This is a genomic window from Campylobacter parajejuni, from assembly GCF_046764905.1.
Lineage (GTDB): Bacteria > Campylobacterota > Campylobacteria > Campylobacterales > Campylobacteraceae > Campylobacter_D.
This window is the reverse complement of record NZ_JBKORB010000003.1, coordinates 16,616-38,156: the sequence shown is the minus strand read 5'-3', so window position 1 is coordinate 38,156 and position 21,541 is coordinate 16,616. Positions and strand designations below refer to the sequence as shown.

Annotated in this window: 17 protein-coding genes, 3 tRNA genes and 2 pseudogenes; 7 read left to right on the top strand and 15 right to left on the bottom strand. The window is 32.3% G+C overall.

Going from position 1 to position 21,541, the window contains the following annotated elements:
• Positions 1-166: 166 nt before the first annotated feature.
• Complete coding sequence (locus tag ACLL8X_RS03410; RefSeq protein WP_411989539.1) at positions 167-961, bottom strand: hypothetical protein; 795 nt, start codon at positions 959-961, stop codon at positions 167-169.
• Positions 962-1,115: 154 nt separating this feature from the next.
• Between ACLL8X_RS03410 and ACLL8X_RS03405 the strand changes: the two genes are divergently transcribed.
• From ACLL8X_RS03405 to ACLL8X_RS03385, 5 genes and pseudogenes are all read left to right on the top strand, one after another.
• Positions 1,116-1,784 carry a Rha family transcriptional regulator gene (locus ACLL8X_RS03405; protein WP_411989538.1) on the top strand — a complete coding sequence of 223 codons (669 nt, stop codon included), beginning with the start codon at positions 1,116-1,118 and terminating at the stop codon, positions 1,782-1,784.
• A gap of 334 nt (positions 1,785-2,118) precedes the next feature.
• Entirely contained in the window at positions 2,119-3,153 is a 1,035-nt protein-coding gene (locus tag ACLL8X_RS03400) for an SU10 major capsid protein (protein WP_411989537.1), read from the top strand.
• Positions 3,153-3,558, top strand: a pseudogene (locus ACLL8X_RS03395) (hypothetical protein). Before ACLL8X_RS03400 ends, ACLL8X_RS03395 begins: the two are co-directional and overlap by 1 nt.
• Positions 3,539-3,734, top strand: a pseudogene (locus tag ACLL8X_RS03390) (hypothetical protein). The pseudogenes ACLL8X_RS03395 and ACLL8X_RS03390 overlap by 20 nt, the downstream one beginning before the upstream one ends.
• Before the next feature lie 2 nt (positions 3,735-3,736).
• Positions 3,737-4,231, top strand: coding sequence for a hypothetical protein (locus ACLL8X_RS03385; protein WP_411989536.1), 495 nt, complete (start codon positions 3,737-3,739; stop codon positions 4,229-4,231).
• A gap of 120 nt (positions 4,232-4,351) precedes the next feature.
• Here ACLL8X_RS03385 and ACLL8X_RS03380 read toward each other — a convergent pair whose 3' ends face one another.
• The 9 genes from ACLL8X_RS03380 to secA form a co-directional block, all read right to left on the bottom strand.
• Entirely contained in the window at positions 4,352-5,224 is an 873-nt protein-coding gene (locus tag ACLL8X_RS03380; protein ID WP_411989535.1) for a hypothetical protein, read from the bottom strand.
• Between the two features lie 192 nt (positions 5,225-5,416).
• The gene (locus ACLL8X_RS03375; RefSeq protein WP_411989534.1) at positions 5,417-8,929 is read right to left on the bottom strand and encodes an acyl-[ACP]--phospholipid O-acyltransferase; all 3,513 of its coding nucleotides are present in this window, start codon (positions 8,927-8,929) and stop codon (positions 5,417-5,419) included.
• Between the two features lie 36 nt (positions 8,930-8,965).
• The gene (locus ACLL8X_RS03370) at positions 8,966-9,355 is read right to left on the bottom strand and encodes a hypothetical protein (protein ID WP_411989533.1); all 390 of its coding nucleotides are present in this window, start codon (positions 9,353-9,355) and stop codon (positions 8,966-8,968) included.
• A 16-nt stretch (positions 9,356-9,371) separates the two neighbouring features.
• Positions 9,372-9,448, bottom strand: a tRNA-Asp gene (locus ACLL8X_RS03365).
• A 24-nt stretch (positions 9,449-9,472) separates the two neighbouring features.
• Positions 9,473-9,548, bottom strand: a tRNA-Val gene (locus ACLL8X_RS03360).
• 3 nt (positions 9,549-9,551) lie between these two features.
• Positions 9,552-9,627: transfer RNA gene (locus tag ACLL8X_RS03355), tRNA-Lys, on the bottom strand.
• A gap of 55 nt (positions 9,628-9,682) precedes the next feature.
• Positions 9,683-10,468 carry an amino acid ABC transporter permease gene (locus tag ACLL8X_RS03350; protein WP_411989735.1) on the bottom strand — a complete coding sequence of 262 codons (786 nt, stop codon included), beginning with the start codon at positions 10,466-10,468 and terminating at the stop codon, positions 9,683-9,685.
• A gap of 17 nt (positions 10,469-10,485) precedes the next feature.
• On the bottom strand, positions 10,486-11,685 hold the full coding sequence (locus ACLL8X_RS03345; RefSeq protein ID WP_411989532.1) for an ABC transporter permease: 1,200 nt from the start codon (positions 11,683-11,685) through the stop codon (positions 10,486-10,488).
• A complete protein-coding gene (gene secA, locus ACLL8X_RS03340; RefSeq protein ID WP_411989531.1) occupies positions 11,682-14,285 on the bottom strand; it encodes a preprotein translocase subunit SecA in 2,604 nt (867 codons plus the stop codon). Before secA ends, ACLL8X_RS03345 begins: the two co-directional genes overlap by 4 nt.
• A gap of 101 nt (positions 14,286-14,386) precedes the next feature.
• Between secA and lolA the strand changes: the two genes are divergently transcribed.
• The gene (gene lolA / locus ACLL8X_RS03335; protein WP_411989530.1) at positions 14,387-14,896 is read left to right on the top strand and encodes a LolA-like outer membrane lipoprotein chaperone; all 510 of its coding nucleotides are present in this window, start codon (positions 14,387-14,389) and stop codon (positions 14,894-14,896) included.
• Here the strand turns inward: lolA and ACLL8X_RS03330 are convergent.
• Both ACLL8X_RS03330 and ACLL8X_RS03325 read right to left on the bottom strand, forming a co-directional pair.
• Positions 14,893-15,639 (bottom strand): hypothetical protein, encoded by a 747-nt coding sequence (locus tag ACLL8X_RS03330; protein WP_411989529.1) that lies wholly within the window; start codon positions 15,637-15,639, stop codon positions 14,893-14,895. The genes lolA and ACLL8X_RS03330 overlap by 4 nt on opposite strands.
• A gap of 9 nt (positions 15,640-15,648) precedes the next feature.
• The gene (locus tag ACLL8X_RS03325; RefSeq protein ID WP_411989528.1) at positions 15,649-16,992 is read right to left on the bottom strand and encodes an ATP-dependent DNA helicase; all 1,344 of its coding nucleotides are present in this window, start codon (positions 16,990-16,992) and stop codon (positions 15,649-15,651) included.
• 48 nt (positions 16,993-17,040) lie between these two features.
• Between ACLL8X_RS03325 and ACLL8X_RS03320 the strand changes: the two genes are divergently transcribed.
• The gene (locus ACLL8X_RS03320) at positions 17,041-18,384 is read left to right on the top strand and encodes an SH3 domain-containing C40 family peptidase (RefSeq protein ID WP_411989527.1); all 1,344 of its coding nucleotides are present in this window, start codon (positions 17,041-17,043) and stop codon (positions 18,382-18,384) included.
• A gap of 362 nt (positions 18,385-18,746) precedes the next feature.
• On the opposite strand, the gene ACLL8X_RS03315 is transcribed toward ACLL8X_RS03320, so the two are convergent.
• From ACLL8X_RS03315 to ACLL8X_RS03305, 3 genes are read right to left on the bottom strand one after another with little or no spacing between them, the layout of a single operon-like run.
• The gene (locus ACLL8X_RS03315; protein WP_411989526.1) at positions 18,747-19,619 is read right to left on the bottom strand and encodes an N-carbamoylputrescine amidohydrolase; all 873 of its coding nucleotides are present in this window, start codon (positions 19,617-19,619) and stop codon (positions 18,747-18,749) included.
• Entirely contained in the window at positions 19,616-20,503 is an 888-nt protein-coding gene (locus tag ACLL8X_RS03310; protein ID WP_411989525.1) for a cation diffusion facilitator family transporter, read from the bottom strand. Before ACLL8X_RS03310 ends, ACLL8X_RS03315 begins: the two co-directional genes overlap by 4 nt.
• Positions 20,500-21,477 (bottom strand): agmatine deiminase family protein, encoded by a 978-nt coding sequence (locus ACLL8X_RS03305; RefSeq protein WP_411989524.1) that lies wholly within the window; start codon positions 21,475-21,477, stop codon positions 20,500-20,502. Before ACLL8X_RS03305 ends, ACLL8X_RS03310 begins: the two co-directional genes overlap by 4 nt.
• Positions 21,478-21,541 lie beyond the last annotated feature (64 nt).

Here is a 21,541-nt window from a genome sequence, read left to right as displayed (position 1 = left end):
AATTAAGGGTTTTGCCCCTTAATTATGTATTTTTTTATATTTTTCTATTATATTTAATAGCTCATCTAAAGCTAAGCTTTTTTCATAGTTAAATTAATATGAATATAACAACTTTAGAATTGGCCAAATGTGATATAATAGACTTTTTCTAAAAAATTAGAAAAAACTAAAGCTTTATACTACTTTCATTTAAAATCAAAGTAAGAGATTTTCTTTCTGAAAAATTTGCAGTAGTTACTATAGTATATCCTTTTGCTCTTATTCTTTGCAAAATATATTTTGAAATATTAAATTGAACATTTAAGAAGTTTAAATGGTTTTCTGACATGGGCATTTTTCTTAAATGAGATAAAAATGGATTTTTATCATTATTTTTATTAGACTTTAAACCATTTTTAAATTCATAATCCTCATAATTGCTTTTTTGAACATCATCATGTATCATATGTTCTCTCATATTGTCATAAAAATCTTTTAGACTGCCATTATCTAATATTTGTCCTAATATTTCTTTTGGAACATCATTTAAATATGGATTTTTTACTATTAGATTATCAATATTAAGTGGTGTAAAATAATAAGATTTTTCATAATTTAACACAAGAAATAAATTAAAAGTATTTTCGTAATAATCAAAATAAGTATTAACTTTTACTTGATGATATTGATAACTTAGCTTTAAACAATCTTGAGGTTTTCTTAAATTTAACATTAAATATTTTTGTTTTAAAAGTTCTCTTGTATTTTCCATCGTTGTTTTATTTATAGTTATTTTGCCTTTTACATTAGAAAATGTTTTTTCTTCTTCATATTTCCCAAGCCAAGTATCAACCCATGTTGGCGTTTCACCTTTGGATTTCCAATTCATTAATGTTTGATATGGCATTCCTATAATTTTTACAAAATCTTTTTTATTGAGTTCTAACTCTTGTAGTTTTTTCTCAAATTCTATATTTTCCATAAAATAACCTTAGTATAAATCAGTTTAATTATTATTATATAAAAAAATAACTAAAATAATTATAAAAATATTGACTATATAATTTAAATAATATATAATTATATTACAAATTAATTAAATTGGTTAATTTGTAATCAAAACAATAAAGAAAAAAATGGAAAAATTAGCTGTTATAAATGGACAGAATGTGGGTTTTGAAGTGGTTGGCGACCAAACCTACACCACTTCATTAGACATCGCGGCGGTTTTTGAGAAACGCCACGATAATATTATATCACAAATAAAAGCTTTACCGCAAGATGAGTTTAACGCCCTTAATTTTAAGGCGGTTAAATATAAAGACGGAAAAGGCGAAATAAGACCCTGCTACAACCTAACCCGTGATGGTTTTTCTTTGCTTGTTATGGGTTTTACAGGCGAAAAGGCTTATAAATTCAAAATTGAATTTATCAAGGCTTTTAATGAAATGGAAAAGAGACTTAAAAACCTTGAAGCTGAAAAAATGCAAAAACTAGCTTTTCATCAAAGCTTAGGTTATAAATCTCAATTAGCACAGCAAAAGCAAAAGTATGAAAATGAGATTAAAGCTTTAAAGTATGATTTGGAGCAAAGCAAAGACAATTTTAAAGATAAATTAAATTGTATATTGGCTAAAAATGGTTTATATGCCTTTGATTTTAAAACTTTTAAAAATTATGCTTTAAAGCTAGAAAAAATGTTAAAAGATTTAAAAGATGATAAAAGCAAAGAAAATAAACTACTCTTAAGAATGCAAAATGATTTCTTAGAATGTTTAGAACTTTATAAAAGTATAAATCTTTGAAGTCTTCACCCTGCTTTTTTTGAAGACTTTTTGGTGTTTTAAGGACAAACTAAGCAGGGTTTCTTTAAAATATTGCTGTGTTTTTTAAAGATTAGTTTTTATCTTAGTTTTTTATGACTAAGATAAGAACGACTAAAATTATCATAAAAGCGATTACTTCTATCATTCTTAATCTCCTTTCAAACTTTTTACAAAGTCTTCAAAGAGACATCCTTAAAACTATAAAATTATATATAAAAAATACTTAAGAATTTAAATTTCATTTCAAAACACACTATTTTTGAAATAGTCATTTTTGGAAAAATCCTTAAAACTAAACTAAGGAGAATTCAAAATGGCTTTACCATCAATGGGGCATACCGCCCCCGCAACAGAAAATGTCAAGTTAAAACAATCAATATACGAAACGATTATTAAAATTGGAGCCACCGAAACACCGATTTTAAATAAAATAGGCACTACAAAGGTTACAAATCCTTTAACTCATAGTTGGCTTACTGACACTTTTGAAGAGCCAAAAAAGAATGCAAATTTAGAGCTGAGTAAATTTGTAGGTGAGACAAGAAATACCACTCAAAAAACCACGAATGCTACACAAATCTTTATCACTGAAGCTATGGTATCAAAGGCTTTGATTAAGGCTAATCAATATGGTGGCAATGAAATGGAGTATCAAATCGGTAAAAAAACCAAAGAACATAAAATGGATATGGAATATGCTTTGTTTGGTTTGGGACGTGATACGGATGTCAAAAAGTCTGTTTTTAAAGATTATATCCAAGCACAAGAAAACACAAGCGGGGAAATGGCGGGACTTTTTCATTATATCGCTAAAGAAAAAGACGCCTTTGTAGATGGCAAACGTGGCAATATCCTAGCTTTTGATGACGCAAAAGATTGGAGCGGAACAGCAACAGAACTCACAGAAGATAAACTCAATCAAATTTTGCAAACCATTTGGAATAGCGGAGTTACACCTAAAGATGTGTTTTTAGGAGCGGATTTAAAAGGAGCGATTAATCAATTTGCTACAAGAATTTTAGGGAATGAAACAAAACTTGTTGGGCAAGTGGTTAGCCTTGAAACAGATTTTGGAACCGTAAATTTTCATTTGCATAGATTATTAAGTGCTAAATACGGCTTAGGAGATGTTTTAATTGCTGGGGATTTTCAGTATATGAAGCATGGACTTTATATTCCTACCATCATAGAAGATGTCCCAACAGATATAACCGCAAAAGCAAAAAGATTTTACACACAAAGCACTTTAGAAGTAAGAAATGCTGATGCTTTTGCCATAGGTGTAGGTTTGGCAAGTGGCACAAATATCAAAACAAAACAAATTTTAAAAGCAGCAAAAGGAACATAATGCTCTGCACTACGGCTAAAAAACTCGTCATCGCTAAGGTTAAAAATTCTTACAAAATGATAGAAGATGATGAAGTTTTAAAAGCTTATTTTATGGAAAGCTTTTATTATATTTTATCAAAATGTGTGCCTAGTGTTCTTTTAAAAAATATAGAGCAAGGCGAAAGAGTTTTTAGGCAAGTTAGAAATAATCATTTTTTGATTATTCCTGATGAACCTGATTTTGATAATGAAGAAGAACATCTAATGATAGACGAAACACTTAGTTTTGCTGTGATTAATTATGTTTGTTTTTTGATAACAAGATGTGAAGAAAAAGACTTTTTTAGCATTATGCGACAAGACAATCAATCAGTATATAGCCAATGATGGCAAGGAGCTTGATGATGAAAGAATATGGCTGTAACCCTAATTTCACAAAAAAATTTTAATAGAGTTTTAACTTATAGGGATTATTTGCAAAGTATAAATAGTGCTGATTTTATCGCTTATTTAGATGATAAAAAATGGCTTTTGGCTATGGATGATTTACTTTTCTTTTGCGAAAAGAGAATTAAAGATAGTGATTATTACGAAGGTTAAAAATGGGAACAAGTTTAAATGAGTTAAAAACAGGCAGGGAAAAACTTGAAATTATAAATCAAGTTTTAGCAAGAATTGCAGATGTTGCGACTGCTTTGGATAATACAAGAATAGAAGAAGTCGTAGGCTTAAAAGAACAAATCAATAGGCTTTATAACCAAACTTTAGAACTTAAAAATTTGGTTGTAGAAAATAGTGAGCTAACACAAAATAACGCTGATTTTGTTAAAAACAAAAGAAGTGAAATAGAAAGAATAAATACCCAAATCAGTACAACTTTCACAAATATACAAAATATTTATACCGCCATCACTGAAGCACAAAAGGACATTCAAAGCGGAGTTGAACTTGTCAAGGAAAAATACCCTGAGCTTAATACTTTCAATAAAAATTTCGAAGTTATTAAAATAAAGCTTGAAGAATACTACGCTCCTAGTGTATATCCGCTATACAGCACCATTGAATATTTTAAAAATTTCCCTAAATTTTTGGGATAAAATCACTCGCTATATTTTATTAGTTTTTTTAGACGATTAAACACATAACCCTAAAACCTTATATTAATATTTTTCTAAAATAAACAGCATAAAAAAGCGCAAGAAACACTTAAAGAATTTTTATTTAAATAACTCCACAGCATCTTTATAGGCACTAATTAAAGAAGTTAGAGTAATTAAAAAACCAATCAATAAAAAAATAAATTCGATTTTTTTTCTTTTATTTTCTTTAATTTTTTCAATCTTTTCCTCGCGTTGTTTTTGTTCTATATATAAAATATCTACAAGATTTTCTATTTGAATTTTAACTTCTTGATGTTTTTTCAAAATACTATAATACTCGAAGATAATCATCCATATCGCGTGTTTTTGCTGATAATTATAATGTATAGGATTACTGAAAAAATACTTTAGATTAAAGCAATAAAAATCTTTTTTTATATCAATGATATTATTATATTTTTCTCCATCTATAATACTGGAAGTTAAATTTAAATAATACTCTATTTTTTCACGATAAGCCAAAGAAAGTATAAACATACTTAAAACATCTTGAAATTTGCTTTCATAAGAGCCGATTTTACCTTGAAATAAAAAACCTTTTTCTGAAAATATAACTTTAGCATCTGGATTATCATAACAATTATGTTCGTTAATTTTTAAAGTAAAACTACCCCTTAAATTCTGCGATATTTCTTCATCTGTTATATTTTTTTCGTCTGTGCATATAGCCTTATATTCTATTACATCTTTACGAAATTTACAATACTGACTAGAAACAAACACAAAATCTTTTATACATATAAAAATAATATTAAATATTTTATACACTCTTAATGTGCCTTTGGTATATTTTTCATCTTCCTTATTTATATAAATCTCTAAATTCTGCGCCAAAAAAGTATGAAAAAAAGGTTTTTGTTGGTTTAATTTTTCAAATTTATCTTCACAAAAACTTTCAATTATTTTTATCTGACAATCTGTTCTATCCATCATATAATCCTAAATTTTAAATATTTTTTAACTTTACATTAATTCTTTTTTATCAAGAAACATAATGTCAGTTTAAATTAATTTTATCCGACCCATTTTAACTTCAATAATATTTCTTACAATAGACACCAAGCTATTTTCACAATCCATCTTGTGAAAAGTTGCAATTCTATCTTACACTTCTATAAAACCCTACACAAGCAAAGTTTTCGCCAACTCCTTAGCTCCTTTTAAATCCACTTTTCCAGAACCTAAAAGCGGAATTTTTTCTACTTTTAAATAAAGGCTTGGCTTAAAAATAGCAGGCATATCCGAGCCTTTTATCGCTTCACATACACCTTGAAAATACTCCTCATCGCATTCTATTAATAAAACCACCCTTTCGCCCTTTTTCTCATCTTCTAAAGCCACAGCACAAAATTTTACGATTTGAGTGTCTATAAATTTGGCAAGCTCTTCTTCTAAAGACCCTAGAGAAACCATCTCGCCACCAATCTTTGCAAAACGCGAATACCTATCGACTATATACAAAAAACCATCTTCATCTAAATGTCCCTTATCGCCTGTGTTATACCATCTTATCCCATCTATTTCTTTAATCACTTCATCGGTTTTTTCTTTATTATTAAGATAACCAACCATAACCTGATGTCCGCCTATAAGTATGAGTCCATCTTCATTTGTCTTTAAATTTTCATAAGTATTTGGCTCCACTATGCGAACAGCTGTTCCGGGCAAAGGCATTCCTACGCTACCTTCTTTATTTGCTCTATGCACCACCCAATAATCCGCATCAAAACGATTAGGCAAATTCACACTTGCCACAGGCGTAGTCTCAGTAGCCCCATAACCTTCGAAAATACTCTTTTTAAATTTCATCTCAAAAGCAGTTCTTACTTCATTTTTAAGTTTTTCAGCACCGCTTACTACTATTCTTAAGCTTTCAAACATTAAGGCATCAAGCTTTTTATTTCTCGCATAAATTCCTAAAAAAGTAGAGGTTCCACACATAATAGTAACATTATTTCTAGCCACCGCTTTAGCAATACCTAAGGCATCAGTAGGGTCAGCAAAAGTAACGCTTTTAATCCCTTCAAGCAAGGGTAAAAAAGTAGCAACGCTAAGTCCAAAAGCGTGAAAAGGCGGTAAAGATGAAAGCATTACATCATTATTTTTAGTGCAAAGCACATCTGAAATTTGTGCGATATTGCTTAAAATATTGCGGTTATTTAACATTACTCCCTTTGGAGTGCCTTCGCTACCACTGCTAAAAAGTATGGCAGCTATGGAAAGATTGTTTTTAGAAGGAGCAAAAATAGCCTTTAAAATAAAGCTTGGCAAAATACTTACCAAGCTCATCATAGATAAAATTTTCATCTTTTGCTTTTTCAAATCAGCCACTATATCTTCCATATAAATTATATGAACTTTTTCATCTAAATTTAAGCTCAAGCCCTTGCTTGCTAATTTTTCTAAAAATTTTCTTGAAGTATAAAGCTGAAAAATTTGCGCTTCTTTTACCGCTGCCTTTAAAGCCTTCTCTCCTGCTGTAAAATTAAGATTCACCACAACCTTATCCGCAAGTAAAACAGCTAAATTTAGCAAAGAACTTGCAAAAGAAGCGGGAAGCAAAATCCCCACGCATTCTTCTTTAGGGCTATAAGAACCCCGCTGGGTGTGGATGCTTAATCTTTGAGTGTTTTGCTTGATAAATGAGCTAAGTATAAGACTAAGACTTAGCATTTTTCGGTAAGTAACCGCACCCGCTAAGGTATCGATAATCGCAATTTGACTTAAATTTTTCTTCGCAGTATTTATCCACAATCTAGCTAAAGTGTGCATAGCTTCACACTGGGACTTCCACGCCATAAAAGATAGCTCAAAAACCCTAGCTTTAACTTCATCTCTTTTTGAATGTAAGGGCATAGCTTTGCCAAAAGCTATGGCAATATTTCTCTTACTCAAGGTTCTATTTCTAGCTGAAAATTCTTCATCGCTCCTTGAAAAAGCACTTCCCCAAAGCCCCCTAATATAAAAAGGGATAATCCTTCCTTCGTCTTCATTTAAAGACGCACAAGCTAGCTCAAAACCTGCTTTAAATTCATTCAATTGTCCGTGTCTAGAAAGTATCCCTTCTGGGAATAAGCACACCAAATCACCTTCCCTAATGCGACTTGCAATTAATTCTAAACTCGCCTTACTCGCCCCGCTTGAAACAGGAATAACTCCAAATTTATCAAGAAAAAGCTTTATATACCACTTAGAATAAATACTTCTTTCCATAACAAAATAAACTTTTCTAGGAATTGCCATTTGCACAATAGCCCAATCTATAAAAGAAATATGATTTCCTAAAAGTAAGGCACCGCCTTTTTCAGGTATATTTTCAAAGCCTTCTACAAGCAAACGATAACGCTGTAAAAAAGCCAAGCTAAAAAGTATGCGAACCAAAGAAAAAGGAAGCTTTAAAATCACATATAAGGCTCCAAAAAAAGCCACTACGCTGATAAAATGAAATAAATATATAGTGTCTATTTTAAAATTCGCAAATAGGGTCGCAAGGAGTAAAAATCCAAGCATAGCAATGTTTTGAAAAAAATTATTTCCTGCGAGAATTTGTCCTAGTTCGTTCTCCCTAGCGTGAAATTGTATCAAAGAATTTAAAGGAATAATAAAAAGCGCACCGCAAAAACCAAAGAAGAAAAAAATCAAACTATAAGTCAATAAACTCGTAAAATAAGGCATAATCAAAGCCATTAAAAAAACACCTAAGGCTCCAAGCGGAATAAGCCCAAGTTCTATATAGTTTTTAGAAAATCTACCCGCAAGCAAAGAGCCTAAAATCACCCCTATGCCTGAAAATCCAAGTGAAATTTGCACATAAAAGGTGTTTTCTTCCAAAAGCTCATTTTTGCTAAATACAGGAAAACTCACAAGATAAAGTTGAGAAATAGCCCAAAATAAAGAAATTCCAACCACGCAAAGCCAAATGACTTTATTTTCAAAAATAAGCTTTAAATTTTTTGCTAAAAGTTTGCCGCTAAGATATTGCTTATTGTCAAAAACAAGTTTTTTATCGCCTGTTCTAAGCTTTGGCAAACGCCACGCTAAAAACAATTCTATACAAGAAAATAAAATCAACAAAAAGCCTAAAGGTGCAACTCCTTTTAAAAGCTCTTCGCTATTTGCATACTCTGGTTTATAAAGAGCCTCAAAACTAAAGGAAAATAGACTCATTCCTGCTAAAATCGCTACTATACTCACAGCACTCAACGCACCATTTCCCATAGAAAGCAAGTCCTTGCCAACAAGTTCCTTAATAAAACCATATTTGCTAGGAGAGTAAATCGCAGCTTGAATTCCCATAACAAAGGTAAGGGCAAAAGCTGTCCAAAAAGCTCCATTATAATAACAAATACAAATGATAATACTAAGCACTACGCTAAAAGCCGCGCAAAGCTTCATAATCCAATTTTTAGGATACCTATCAGCCAAAAAACCAGAAGGCGAAAGCATTAAAATAAAAGGAAGTAAAATAAGCGCATTCACTAAAGCACTTAAAAAAAGCTGAGTGCTTCCTTCATAAAGCTTATAAATGGTATTTTGAATGATAATCTTATGTCCTAAATCCACAAAAGCATTGATAAAAGCAACGAGTAAAAAGGGCATTAAACCATGAATTTTCAAAAAAGATTTTTTTTGCATTTTAAGCCTTGATTAAAAATTAAACTAACGATTTTATCACAGAAATATTAATTTTTGATTGTTATCAATGGCACTTTTTAAAAGCACTCCATCTACTTTTAAGGCATAAAAATAATCCAAATTTTTTAACTCCTTGACAAGAAATAAAAGCTTAGTATCAAAAAGATAAAATTCAGCCACTTCACTAGCATATTTTGCCAAATTTTCATCTTGAAAAATTAAAAATTTTGCCCCCAAGGCACTTGCTAAAAAAATCTCATCTTTATTTTTGATTAAAACAGCAAAAGCTAAATTTTGAGCCTTTAAAGAAGAAATTAAATTTTCATCATAAAAAATACAAGAAATGCTATCATTTTGAAGTTCTGTAATGTTTTCAACAAAGTGAAAATGGGTATTTTGTAACAATTTATGCCCAAAAATTAACATTATCATTCCTTAAAAGTGGCGCAGCGGACGGGGCTCGAACCCGCGACCTCCGCCGTGACAGGGCGGCATTCTAACCAGCTGAACTACCGCTGCATCCAAATAAGAGTAGTAAGAATATGGTGGTCGCTATAAGACTCGAACTTATGACATCCACCTTGTAAGGGTGGCGCTCTACCAACTGAGCTAAGCGACCTGATGGTGTCCCGTGTTGGATTCGAACCAACGGCCCTCTCCTTAAAAGGGAGATGCTCTACCGGCTGAGCTAACGAGACAAAAACAAAAATGTGATTATGCCAAAATTAGCTTTTTTTGTCAAGCTTTTGCAAATCATTTTTGATATTTTCTCTCTAAATAACGAGAAATTACACTGATGGGCAAAGTCAAAATAAGATAAGCAATAGCCAAAATCACATAAGCTTCAAGAGTGGCGAAGGTGTAGGAATTTATCTCTTGTGCATTTTGGGTAAGTTCATTGACCGCAATGACACTTAGCAAGGAGCTGTCCTTAATCAAATTCGCAAACTGCCCACTTAAAGGCGCTAAAATATTCTTTAAAGCCTGAGGAAATACTATATAAATAAAAATTTGTAGCTCTTTTAAGCCCAAAGCTCTAGCGCTTTCAAGCTGAGAAATGCTAATGCTTAAAATACCCGCTCTAAATATTTCAGCCAAATAAGCAGCGCAAAAGCTTGCTAAAATAATCGCACCCACCATATAGCGATTATCAAAACCCCAGTTATTGGCAATAATATAATATATCAACAATACTTGCACCAGCAAAGGAGTTCCCCTGATAAGCTCTATATAAAAGGTAGAAAAAAATCTTAAAAAAATAACCGAGCTTAAAGAAAAAGCACAAAAAATTCCGCCCAAAATTATACTTAAAAACAAGGATAAAAAACTTATTATCAAAGTGTTTAAAAAGCCTTGAAAAAATTTTTCTTTGTAAGATACAAGCACACTAAAATCAAAATGATAAGCACTTATGCTAAAACTAAAATAACAAAATAAAACCAAAAATAAAACTAAAAAGATTAAATTGCTTATGATTTTAAGTTTTGATAGGGCTTTTAAGGGTTTAAAATTTTTATTTTTTTGAATAAACAAGAACAATAAAAAGCTCCAAAATTTCATTCATTTCTTAAAGTATCTAAAATATTAATTTGAGTTGCTTTTTTCGCAGGATAAAAAGAAGATAAAGCAATTATCATCAAAGCTCCGATAATAGTCAAAGAAAAATCTAAAAATGATAAATCAAGCGGTAATTTACTCGTTCCATAAACATCAGCAGGTAAGCTTACTATATCAAAATTCCCTAAAAGCCATAAAGCAAAAAAAGCAAGCAAAACACCCACCACCATACCGCCACCACCTATAAGCATACCTAAGGCAAAAAAGCTTTTTTTTATCTCATTTTTACTTGCACCAAGTGCGAGCAAAAGAGCGATTTCACTGCGGCGATTCATCACTATCATTAACAAAGAGCTGACTATATTTAAGCTTGCGACCAAAATAATGAGCATTAATACTATAAAAAGCGCTCTTTTTTCAAGCTTTAGAGCCGAAAAGAAATTTTTATTCTGCTCCCACCAGCCTACGACCGCATAATCGCTTTTTAGATAGGACTTTATTTTTTCCACATCCTTAAAAGCATCATCACTATATACATGAACCCCGTCATAAATTTCAGATACCCCAAGCACCTTTCTTAAGGCATTTACATCAGCATACATATAGGCTTTATCGTAAAAAATAAGCCCTGAGCTAAAAGACGCTTTGACATCAAAACGCTTCGTTTGCGGCACCAAAGAAAATCCGCTGGGATTAAGACTAGAAAAAATAAGCGAAAGTTTATCGTTTTTGCGTAAATTAAGCTCATCAACCAGTGCTGAACCCACAAGTATATCAAAACCGCTTAAATTCTCATCTTTTAAAGCTTTAGCGACTACTTCGTTGATTTTTTTTTCATCATCAAAATTCACTCCAAAAAGTATGCCACCTTCAAAACGGCTATCGCCCTTTGCCACAACTTGAGTGCTTATATAGGGGCTAAATAGCAAATTTGGAAATGTTTTTCTCAACTCGTCTATAAATTCATCATTTACAGGAGCATAGAATTTAGGCAAAATGGTAATGGGATAATTCATCACAAAAAATCGTTTTTCAAATTCCTTATCAAAACCATTCATAATTGCCATAGCCACAAGCAAAACACAAAGTCCTACACAAACACCCAAAAAAGCCAAAAGCATAGAAAGATTGATAAAGGGCTGTTCTTTATCAAATCTTAAATATTTAAAAAGTAAATATTTTAAAACGCTTTTATTCAAGCTAAAATTCCTTGCTTAGGACCGCTTTTTCCGTGACATTCTTTGAATTTTTTTCCACTTTGGCAAGGACAAGGGGCATTGCGTGGAACTTTTTTAAATTCAGCTTCGCCAAGCTCATCTTCACTTGCACCCATTTGCACTAAGTTTTCAAGCAACTTTTCATTTTCTTCACTAGCTTTATTTTCTAAATTTTGTGCCTCTTCTTGATTAAACTGGACGCTAAAAAGAAGCTTAACGCTGTCAAATTTAATACGATTTACAAGCTCTAAAAAAAGATTATAACTTTCTTTTTTATACTCCACTAAAGGGTCTTTTTGATTATAGCCACGAAGTCCTATGCCTGTTTTTAAAATATCCATTTGATACAAATGCTCACGCCAAGCATTATCCAAAACTTGCAAGTATAAAATACGCTCTATATTTCGCAATTCTTTAAGCTCAAGTCTTGACATCTTTTCATTATAAGAATTTTCAAGAATTTGACTTAGTTTATCTTGCATTTCAATGACACTTAAATTCTCAAAATCTTTTTCGCTTATCTGGGTTGAGCATTCATACAAAATTTTTGCTTGTAAATTTTCAAAATTGACCTTAGAGCCACTTTCATCAAGCATATAATCATTCATCACATTGGCACTATATTCTGCTATATTTTGCGAAATTTTAGCCCTAATATCATAATCTTCATCTAAAAGCTCATTGCGGTAATGATAAATAGTTTTTCTTTGCTCATTTGCCACATCATCATATTCTAGCAAATGCTTTCTGCTTTCAAAATGCAGAGTTTCGACCTTTTTTTGTGCGTTTTCAACCGCTCTTGTTACTATTCTACTTTCTATACTTTCGCCCTCTTCTATACCTAAGCGGTCCATAATGCTTTTAATACGCTCACCTCCAAAAATTCTCAACAAATTATCTTCTAAACTCAGATAAAAACGACTAATCCCCGAATCCCCTTGCCTTCCTGCACGACCACGCAATTGATTATCGATTCTACGGCTTTCGTGTCTTTCTGTGCCGATGATATAAAGCCCACCCAAAGCCCTAATCTCATCATCGATTTTAATATCCACGCCACGACCTGCCATATTTGTAGCGATAGTTACAGCACCTTTTTTGCCCGCATCAGCAATAATCAAAGCTTCTTGCTCGTGATTTTTCGCATTTAAGACATGATGGGGAATTTTTTCTTTCACAAGCATATTGTGAAAAACTTCACTGCGTTCTATACTAGCCGTTCCTACAAGAACGGGCTGACCTTTGGCATTAGCCTTTTTAATCTCTTCAATCACGGCTTTAAATTTTTCATTTTGAGTTTTATAAATCAAATCATCTTTATCCTGTCTTTTAATAGGAATATTTGTAGGGATTGAAATGACATCTAAGCTATAAATTTGCGAAAATTCTGTCGCTTCTGTTTGTGCGGTTCCTGTCATACCTGCGAGTTTGTTATACATTCTAAAATAATTTTGAAAGGTTATATCGGCTAAAGTTTGGCTTTCTTCTTGAATTTTTACATTTTCTTTGGCTTCTAGGGCTTGATGCAAACCTTCGCTAAAACGACGCCCCTCACTCAAACGCCCTGTAAATTCATCAACAATTATCACTTCTTTATTTCTTAAAACATAATGCACATCTTTTTCAAAAAGATTATGTGCCTTTAAAGCTTGGTCTAATTGATGGGCTAAAATAGCATTATCAAGGCTGTATAAATTTTCTACTCCAAAGAGCTTTTCAGCCTTGGCTATTCCTTCTTCTGTGATTAAAATAGAGCGGTTTTTTTCATCTACCAAAAAATCCCCTTCTTGCTTTGCTCCTTTAGCCAAATCCTTAGGCTCTAAGCTTTGCCCCCTTTTCATCTGTTTTGCTACTTCATTAGCCTTGATATAGCCATCAAGCGTGCGATTTGTAGGACCGCTGATGATAAGTGGAGTTCTTGCTTCATCGATTAAAATGCTATCGACTTCATCTACGATAACAAAATGATGTTCTCTTTGAACCTTTTGGGCTTTTGAAAATTTCATATTATCTCGCAAATAATCAAAGCCAAATTCGTTATTGGTTCCATAAGTAATATCACAGTCATAGGCTCTCTTATGCTCTAAATCGCTATTTTGCGATGAAAGCACCACACCCACACTAAAACCTAAAAAATTATAAATCACACTCATTTGCTGGGCGTCTCTTTTAGCCAAATAATCATTTACCGTAACTACATGCACACCCTTACCGCTCATAGCATTTAAAACCACAGGCAAGGTTGCTACAAGGGTCTTGCCTTCGCCTGTTTTCATCTCTGCGATTTTGCCTTCGTGCAAGACCATACCGCCTATTAATTGCACATCAAAATGACGCATATTTAAAGTTCTTTTACCTGTCTCTCTAACAATGGCAAAGACTTCATTTAAAATATCATCTTCTTTCTTCTCTCCACTTAAAATTTGCTCTTTAAATTTCGCAAATTCGGCTTTTAATTCATCATCGCTTAAATTTTGATACTTGTCTTCTAAAGCATTGATTTGTGCTACACGCTTAAAATACCTTTTCACTTCTCTTTCGTTTTTCGTGCCAAACACAGCTTTTAAAGCATTTAAAAACATTTTTAAACCTTTATAAATTTTTTCAAGCTGTCATTATAACGATTATTTAATTAAAATTAGCTAGAATGACACAAAAAATATAATTTTTTTAAGGAAAATAAATGAAAAAAGTATGCTTGATATTTTTTATTTTTATAGGGCAAATTTTCGCTCTTGAGCTTGATTTTAACACTTTTTCAAGCGATTTTACTCAAATAGTAAAATCCAAAAATTCCACACTTTCTTATTCAGGACATTTTATATTAGACAAAAATCAGGCGTATTGGAGCTATGAGCTGCCTAGCAAAAAAGAAATTTATATTAACAAAAATCAAATAACCCTAGTAGAACACGATTTAGAACAAGTTGTTTTTTCTAAACTTGATAATATCCCAAATCTTGGTGAAATTTTTAAAAAAGCAAGCCCCAAAAGCAAAGATGAATTCATAGCAAAATACGAAAACATAAATTACACAATTAAACTTTACGAAAATACAATTCAAAGCATAGCTTACAAGGACGAATTTGAAAATGATGTTGTGATTAAACTAGACAATCAGGTTAAAAATCCAAAAATCGACCCTAAAATTTTCAAGGCACACATTCCGCAAAATTATGACATAGTTCGTTAATTTTGCGTTGAATTTTCATCAAGCTTTATATCATAACCTTGTGGCAAAATTTGTGGCGAGGATGAGCTTGTATTATTATCCTTAAAAATTTGGGGCGGATTGGCAATCAAATCCCGTTTGATTTTTTCTTCTAAATCAGGGCTTATTTTTGGCACATTTAAATTCTCTATGTTGATTTCTCCATTGTCATTTTGATTTTCTTCATCTGGTTCTTTGAAAAGTTGTTCCACCTGCTTAGTCTCTATATTTGGCACACTAGGAGCTGGGACCTTTTCGACATTGGAGACTTGAGGAGCTTGAATTTTAGGAACTTCTAAATTTTCAAGGGCTTTTTTCACTTCACTATCCACACCCTTTTGTTTGGCTTCTGAGCTTTCTAAAAAACGCTTAAATTCTTCTAAGTCAAATTTTTCAACCCCGCTTAAAGATAGAATATATACATCGTCTAATTTGATTTTATATTTTTTGTCTAAAAATTTTTCTAAAGTTTTTTTAAAATTATTTTTACCCATTTCTGTGAAAATATCTTCATAAAAAAACCCAGAAATTACCGTATTTATAGCATCAATGAGTTTATTTTCATTTTCTTTCAAATTATCCCCATCAAATTCTAAAGAAATTTCAATTTTTTTAAGAACATTAGCTCCGCTTTTAGAATACAAATCTGTTCTTAACTTATCTATTTCAAGACTTTGAGCGTTCAAACTCAAAGCCAAAAAAACACTTAAAAATATTTTTTTCATTGAATGCCTTTAAAGGATTTGCTCTTGTAATTCAAGATTTACAAAATCGTGTCTTTCATAAAAATCACTCACACTTGAATCTATTTTTAAAATATTAGCAAAATAAAGCCTAAAATTAATATTTTTCGCAGAATAAATTTTCAAAGTATTTGGATTTGTAGCACGAGAAAGAGCCACATAAAGCTGACCCCTTTCAAAAATATAATCAATATCGCAAACTAGCTTTTCTATACTCATACCCTGCGATTTATGTATGGTAATCGCATAGGCTAATTTTATGGGAAATTGGGTCATACTCGCAAGGGTATTGATGATAATTTCCTTGCCTACTTGCTCAAATTCTTCCATAAAAAAAGTATAAGGCTCTAGCAAAATTTGAGTTTTATTATTTTTAAGGATAGAAATATAAGTTTTTTCTTCTTCATAAATAATATCTTCTACAATCCCCTGCTCTCCATTATAATAATTTTTATCCCAATTATTCACGCAAAAAATAATACGACAACCCACCTTGATATTTAACTCTTCTACTATATTTAGCCCCTTAAGCCAAGCAGCAAGCTCTTCGTCTTTTAGGCTATTTTCTTCCTTTTTCAGCTCAGCCTTAAAACATACAAGCGGAGTTTTAAGTTTGTTTAACCTTTCTTGATTGATATGATTTGCTTTTTTATTGATACCACAAAGCAAGGTATAATCATCTTCTAAATTTTCTAATTCTTTATAATCAATTCGCAAAGATTCAAAAAAACTTAAAATTTTTTCATCTAAAAAACCCTGTCTAAGCAAAGATAAATTAGCATAAAATTCCATATTTTGCGTTCTTTTAGGCTGGGTGAGTTTAAGGTATTTAAAATTTAAATCCTGCCAGAAAAAAGACGAAAAAGCATAGTGAGAATGATTAAATAAGCTTTCTTTCTTTTCCTTAATCACAGGAGGTAACTGAAAAAAATCCCCCACAACTAAAATTTTGCCCTTAAAATTAGAATTTCTAAGCCTAAAAGCTATCATCTCAAAGACACTCGCACTTACCATAGAAATTTCATCGATGATAATAAGCTCGGTTGTTTTTAAAAGCTCTTTAAGCTTTGCTAATTTTTCTTTTTGCTTTTGATTGCGGTCTAATGCGCTTAATTTCATCATATCATCACAATACCCTAAACAAAAAAAGCTGTGCAAGGTAAGCCCACCTATATTAAACGCTGAAAGAGCGCTAGAACCAAGAGCTACGACTGATTTTTTTTGCTTTCTATAAGATTTGATAAGTTCGTGGGTTAAAAAGCTTTTGCCCACCCCAGCTCCACCGCTTAAAAAAACATTATCATAGGCTAAAATTTTCTCTAGTTTATCAAGCATTATTTTTCCTTAGCTTTAATTATAACTATTTTTTCTAAAAGGTTGATTATGAAATTTTGCTTATATATGGGTTTTTTGCTCTTATTTTTAACCGCTTGTTCAACAAAAAATTTAACCCCGCCCCAAAGCCCAGAACTGGAGCAAAAAAAAGAAAATTCAAACTACGCCAAGCTTGAATTCGAGCAAAACACAAGCATCTTGCCCCAACTTACGCAAAATATCCATTTTAACGCAAAAGAATACAAAAAACGCTTTTTTAGCCCTTGGCACGACTCATTTAAAAACTACAAGGCTCAAAATCTTTTTTGGTCTTTTCCTGCGTATTTAAATCCAAAAAATACTTATTATTTTTTCAACAAACAAAAAATTCCAATTGCGTGGTTCAAAGACGCTGTGTCTAATGCAAACACCCAAAATTTAGGCAAACTTAACCAAAAAGCTCTCATCGTGCAAAATACGATTTCTAAAAATCTCCCCACTCAAAGAGCCATTTTGAAAAATCCTTTTTTTGAAAATGAAGGCTTTCCTTTTGATTATGCAAGTGATAGCATTTTAAATGTTGGCACTCCTGTTTTAATCTCTCATTTTAGCAAGGACAAACGCTATGCTTTTATATTGAGTGAAGTTGGAGTGGGTTTTGTAGAAAGTAAAAATTTGGAAATTTTTTCAAATCACAGGGCAAAAATTTATGAAAAGCTAGATTTCATCACTCCTTTAAAAGAAAAACTAGCTGTTTTTAGTGATGATGGAAATTTTTTCTTTGAAAGCAGAATCGGTGCGATTTATCCTTATTATAAGGAAGATAAAAACTATTTTTATGGCAAAATAGGGTCTAAAAAATACAAAATATCCAAAAAAAATGCCGCCAAATTCCCTTTAAAATTTAGTGATGAAAATTTAAAAAATCAGCTTTCGCAAGTTTTAAATTTGCCTTATGGCTGGGGTGGATTTGATTTTGAGAGGGATTGTTCTTTGCTCACACGCGATATTTTTTCAGCTTTTGGACTTTATCTGCCAAGAAATTCAGCAGCACAAAAAAATTTCTTTAATCATTTTGATATAAGCACTCTTAGCAACTCGCAAAAAAAAGATTTTTTAAATCGTTTTGGAAAAGCTTATCTAAGTCTGCTTTATCTGCCGGGGCATATTATGCTTTATGCAGGAAAAATTTCTCAAACCGATGTTGCCATACACAATATCTGGGGCTTAAGAAAAAACGCCACACAAAGACTTCTCATAGGCTCTAGCGTTATCAGCTCTTTGGAAATAGGAAAAAATGAAATTTTAGAAGAGAATTTACTCTTATCAAGACTTAAAGAAGTAAGCTTCATTACTTTAAGCAAAGAAGAAAAAGAGCAAATCGCAACTTATCTTCAAAATATAGAAAAATAAAATATTTAAAAAGCAAAGCCACCCTGAAATTTGACTTAGTCAAACTAAGGTAGTCCCACTCAATACTAGAGCAGACACAAAAGTCGCTATTACGGGCTTTTGTAATATTCCCCTTAATTTTAAAAAGCAGATGGATTGCTTTGATTTTTCTAAAGTCTCGCAATGACAAATTGCGTGTGGTTTAATCCTTGCTCTACGAAGTAAGCTTAAAAGTTTAAAGCGATAAGGATAGCTTCACTTTCACAAGTGAAAGTTTGGGGCGACAATGTCATCATAGCAAAGCTAAGTCAAATTAAAACAATCCTTAACTAGCAAAAAAGGGTTATAAATTCCAGTCCTTAAAACCCCTAAAACTAAAAAATTTAATCAATAAATCTTTTTGTCAAATCCTTAAAATATTCTATGCGTCTATCGCGTAAAAAGGGCCACCAGCGACGCACATTTTCACTTCTTTTTTTATCTATTTCTATGATTTTTACGCATTCATTTTGACTATCTAGCAGACAAAGCTCCTCACCTTGGGGTCCAAAAACAAAAGAATTCCCCCAAAATCTTATGCCTTCTTCTACTCCGCTTTTATCCTTTTCAAAGCCCACTCTATTGACAGCTACCACATATAAGCCATTGGCTATGGCGTGGCCTTTTTGCACTCCAAGCCAAGCTTGAAGCTGTCTTTGTTTCTCTTGCATTTGATCCTTATCAAACCACCCAATAGCCGTGGGATAAATCAAAATTTCAGCCCCTTTTAAAGCCATAATCCTAGCCGCTTCAGGATACCACTGGTCCCAACAAATCAGCACTCCAAGCCTTCCCACACTCGTATCAATAGGCGAAAAACCCAAATCCCCCGGCGTGAAATAAAATTTCTCATAAAAACAAGGGTCATCAGGTATGTGCATTTTGCGGTATTTTCCCGCTATGCTTCCATCCTTCTCAAAAACCACAGCTGTATTATGATAAAGCCCCGCACTGCGTTTTTCAAAAAGCGAAGTGATTAGCACCACCTCATTTTCCTTAGCCACACCCGACCAAAATTCCACATCCTTTTCATAGTCATTTGCATAGTCAAAAAACTCCACATTTTCACTTTGACAAAAGTATTCACTTTGGTGAAGCTCCCCTAAACAAACAAGCTTGGCTCCTTCTTTTGCAGCCTTAGTTATAAATTCACAAGTTTTTTCTATGGTTTTTTGCTTATTGGAGTGGAATTTTTGCTGTATTAAAGCGATTTTCATTGTCTTTGCCTTTCTTGTTCGGCGTCATCGTAAGGGTCTAAATGAATTTGTATATCCCATTTTTCTTCCTTAAACCTTTCACGAACGCCATTTTCTATATCATCTGAAATTTTATGTGCGTTTAAAAGCGAGATTATAGGACAAAAGACCAAATGAACGCTTAAGTAATTACAACTTGGAGTTTTGCGGGTTTTTAGCTCGTGATAAGAGATTATCTCAGGATTATTGGCTATCAAAGCACAAATTATCTCTACTTGCTCTTTAGGTAAAGCTTCGTCCATTAAAAATCTCAAAGCTTTTTTGATGATTTTAAAGGCAGAAAATGCCGTATAAAGGCTAATAACTATCCCAAAAATCGCATCGATAATATGTAAATTTGTAAAATAAATCAACACCAAAGCCCCTAAAGTGCAAGCATTCGTTAAACAATCACTTTTATAGTGCAAGGCATCACTTTCTATAATCAAACTTTTAGTTTTTTTAGCCACATAATTTAAAAAAAGCACAAGAAAAAAGGTTACAAGCAAAGCAAAAACCATTACATAAATGCTTGAGTTTAAATCTAAAATTTCTTCTTTATAATAAATTTTCAAAATGCTTTCATAGAAAATAAAAACCCCCACACCCACTATAAAAAAGCCTTCTAACAAACCCATCAAAGCTTCGATTTTAGAAAAACCAAAATTATAATTTTCATTTGCCTTTTGAGAGCTTTTTTTAAGAGCCAAAAAATTAAAGGCAGAAATAGCAAAATCCATCAAAGAATCAATCGCACTTGAAAGCACCGCCACAGAGCCACTTGCTAAGCCTACGATAAATTTGACTAAGGCTAAGACAATAGCACATAAACTAGCTATGAGTGTGGCTCTTTTTTGCAAACTCATCTTAAACCCTTAAAGCGATTTTGGCAAGAGCAGTGCAAAGAGCCATTTTGACGCAAAAACACCCTTGCATCCACTCCTATAATCTCACGCTGTGGCAAAGCTTTTGCCAATCTTTGTGCTACTAATTCATCTTTTTCATCCCCGTAAAAAGGCACGATTAAAGCCTTGTTGATAAAAACGAAATTCGCATAAGTAGCCCCTAGTCTGCGATTTTCGTAAAATAAAGGCTTAGGCAAGGGAAGCTCTAGCAGCTTAAAGGCTGTTTTTTCAAGCTCTTCTTTCATTTTTTTTAGCGGCAAATAATGCTCATCCTTTTCATCTTCACAAACAGAGTAAGCTATGGTATTTTTATCGATAAATCTTGCTAAAGTATCGATATGATGGTCTGTATCATCGCCTTTGATAAAGCCATTTTCTAGCCAAATAATGCGTTTTAAGCCAAAAAATTCTTTTAATTTTTCTTCGATTTGGAGCTTATTAAAATGAGAATTGCGATTTGCATTAAGCAAGCAATGCGAACTTGTAAGCATAACCCCATCGCCATTAAAATCAATGCTCCCGCCTTCTAAAACAAAATCAACCCTTTTAAGCTCTTCTTTAAATTTATCCTTAAAAAGCTTAGAATTTACAGCATTATCAAGCTCACTTGGAAATTTATTTCCCCAAGCATTAAATTTAAAGTCAATTGCCCTTAAACGCCCATTTTCTAGCACATCAATCGCACCAAAATCGCGTATCCAAGTATCGTTTGTATCGCACTGAAAAAATTCCACATTTTTAAAATCCTTAAAAACTTCAAAGTCCTTATAACTAGGAGCTATAAGCAAAACCTTTTGAAAAGGAATCGCAGCTTTTACAAAATTTTGATAAGCCTTTGTAATTTCATCTAAATACTCTTTCCAGTCGCTGTTTTTATGGGGCAAGGCAAGGAGTAAATACTCCTGCTCACTCCATTCGGGGATAGATTTTATCATTTTTATGCCTTTTTTGATAATAAAATGCGTATTTTAGCATTTTTTAGCTTTTTGTCAAATTTTA

What these genes read in the sequence shown, in the direction of transcription:
- ACLL8X_RS03410 (WP_411989539.1), bottom strand. Translation starts at nt 961, where the DNA reads ATGGAAAATATAGAATTTGAGAAAAAACTACAAGAGTTAGAACTCAAT.
- ACLL8X_RS03405 (WP_411989538.1), top strand. Translation starts at nt 1,116, where the DNA reads ATGGAAAAATTAGCTGTTATAAATGGACAGAATGTGGGTTTTGAAGTG.
- ACLL8X_RS03400 (WP_411989537.1), top strand. Translation starts at nt 2,119, where the DNA reads ATGGCTTTACCATCAATGGGGCATACCGCCCCCGCAACAGAAAATGTC.
- ACLL8X_RS03385 (WP_411989536.1), top strand. Translation starts at nt 3,737, where the DNA reads ATGGGAACAAGTTTAAATGAGTTAAAAACAGGCAGGGAAAAACTTGAA.
- ACLL8X_RS03380 (WP_411989535.1), bottom strand. Translation starts at nt 5,224, where the DNA reads ATGGATAGAACAGATTGTCAGATAAAAATAATTGAAAGTTTTTGTGAA.
- ACLL8X_RS03375 (WP_411989534.1), bottom strand. Translation starts at nt 8,929, where the DNA reads ATGCAAAAAAAATCTTTTTTGAAAATTCATGGTTTAATGCCCTTTTTA.
- ACLL8X_RS03370 (WP_411989533.1), bottom strand. Translation starts at nt 9,355, where the DNA reads ATGTTAATTTTTGGGCATAAATTGTTACAAAATACCCATTTTCACTTT.
- secA (WP_411989531.1), bottom strand. Translation starts at nt 14,285, where the DNA reads ATGTTTTTAAATGCTTTAAAAGCTGTGTTTGGCACGAAAAACGAAAGA.
- lolA (WP_411989530.1), top strand. Translation starts at nt 14,387, where the DNA reads ATGAAAAAAGTATGCTTGATATTTTTTATTTTTATAGGGCAAATTTTC.
- ACLL8X_RS03330 (WP_411989529.1), bottom strand. Translation starts at nt 15,639, where the DNA reads ATGAAAAAAATATTTTTAAGTGTTTTTTTGGCTTTGAGTTTGAACGCT.
- ACLL8X_RS03325 (WP_411989528.1), bottom strand. Translation starts at nt 16,992, where the DNA reads ATGCTTGATAAACTAGAGAAAATTTTAGCCTATGATAATGTTTTTTTA.
- ACLL8X_RS03320 (WP_411989527.1), top strand. Translation starts at nt 17,041, where the DNA reads ATGAAATTTTGCTTATATATGGGTTTTTTGCTCTTATTTTTAACCGCT.
- ACLL8X_RS03315 (WP_411989526.1), bottom strand. Translation starts at nt 19,619, where the DNA reads ATGAAAATCGCTTTAATACAGCAAAAATTCCACTCCAATAAGCAAAAA.
- ACLL8X_RS03310 (WP_411989525.1), bottom strand. Translation starts at nt 20,503, where the DNA reads ATGAGTTTGCAAAAAAGAGCCACACTCATAGCTAGTTTATGTGCTATT.
- ACLL8X_RS03305 (WP_411989524.1), bottom strand. Translation starts at nt 21,477, where the DNA reads ATGATAAAATCTATCCCCGAATGGAGTGAGCAGGAGTATTTACTCCTT.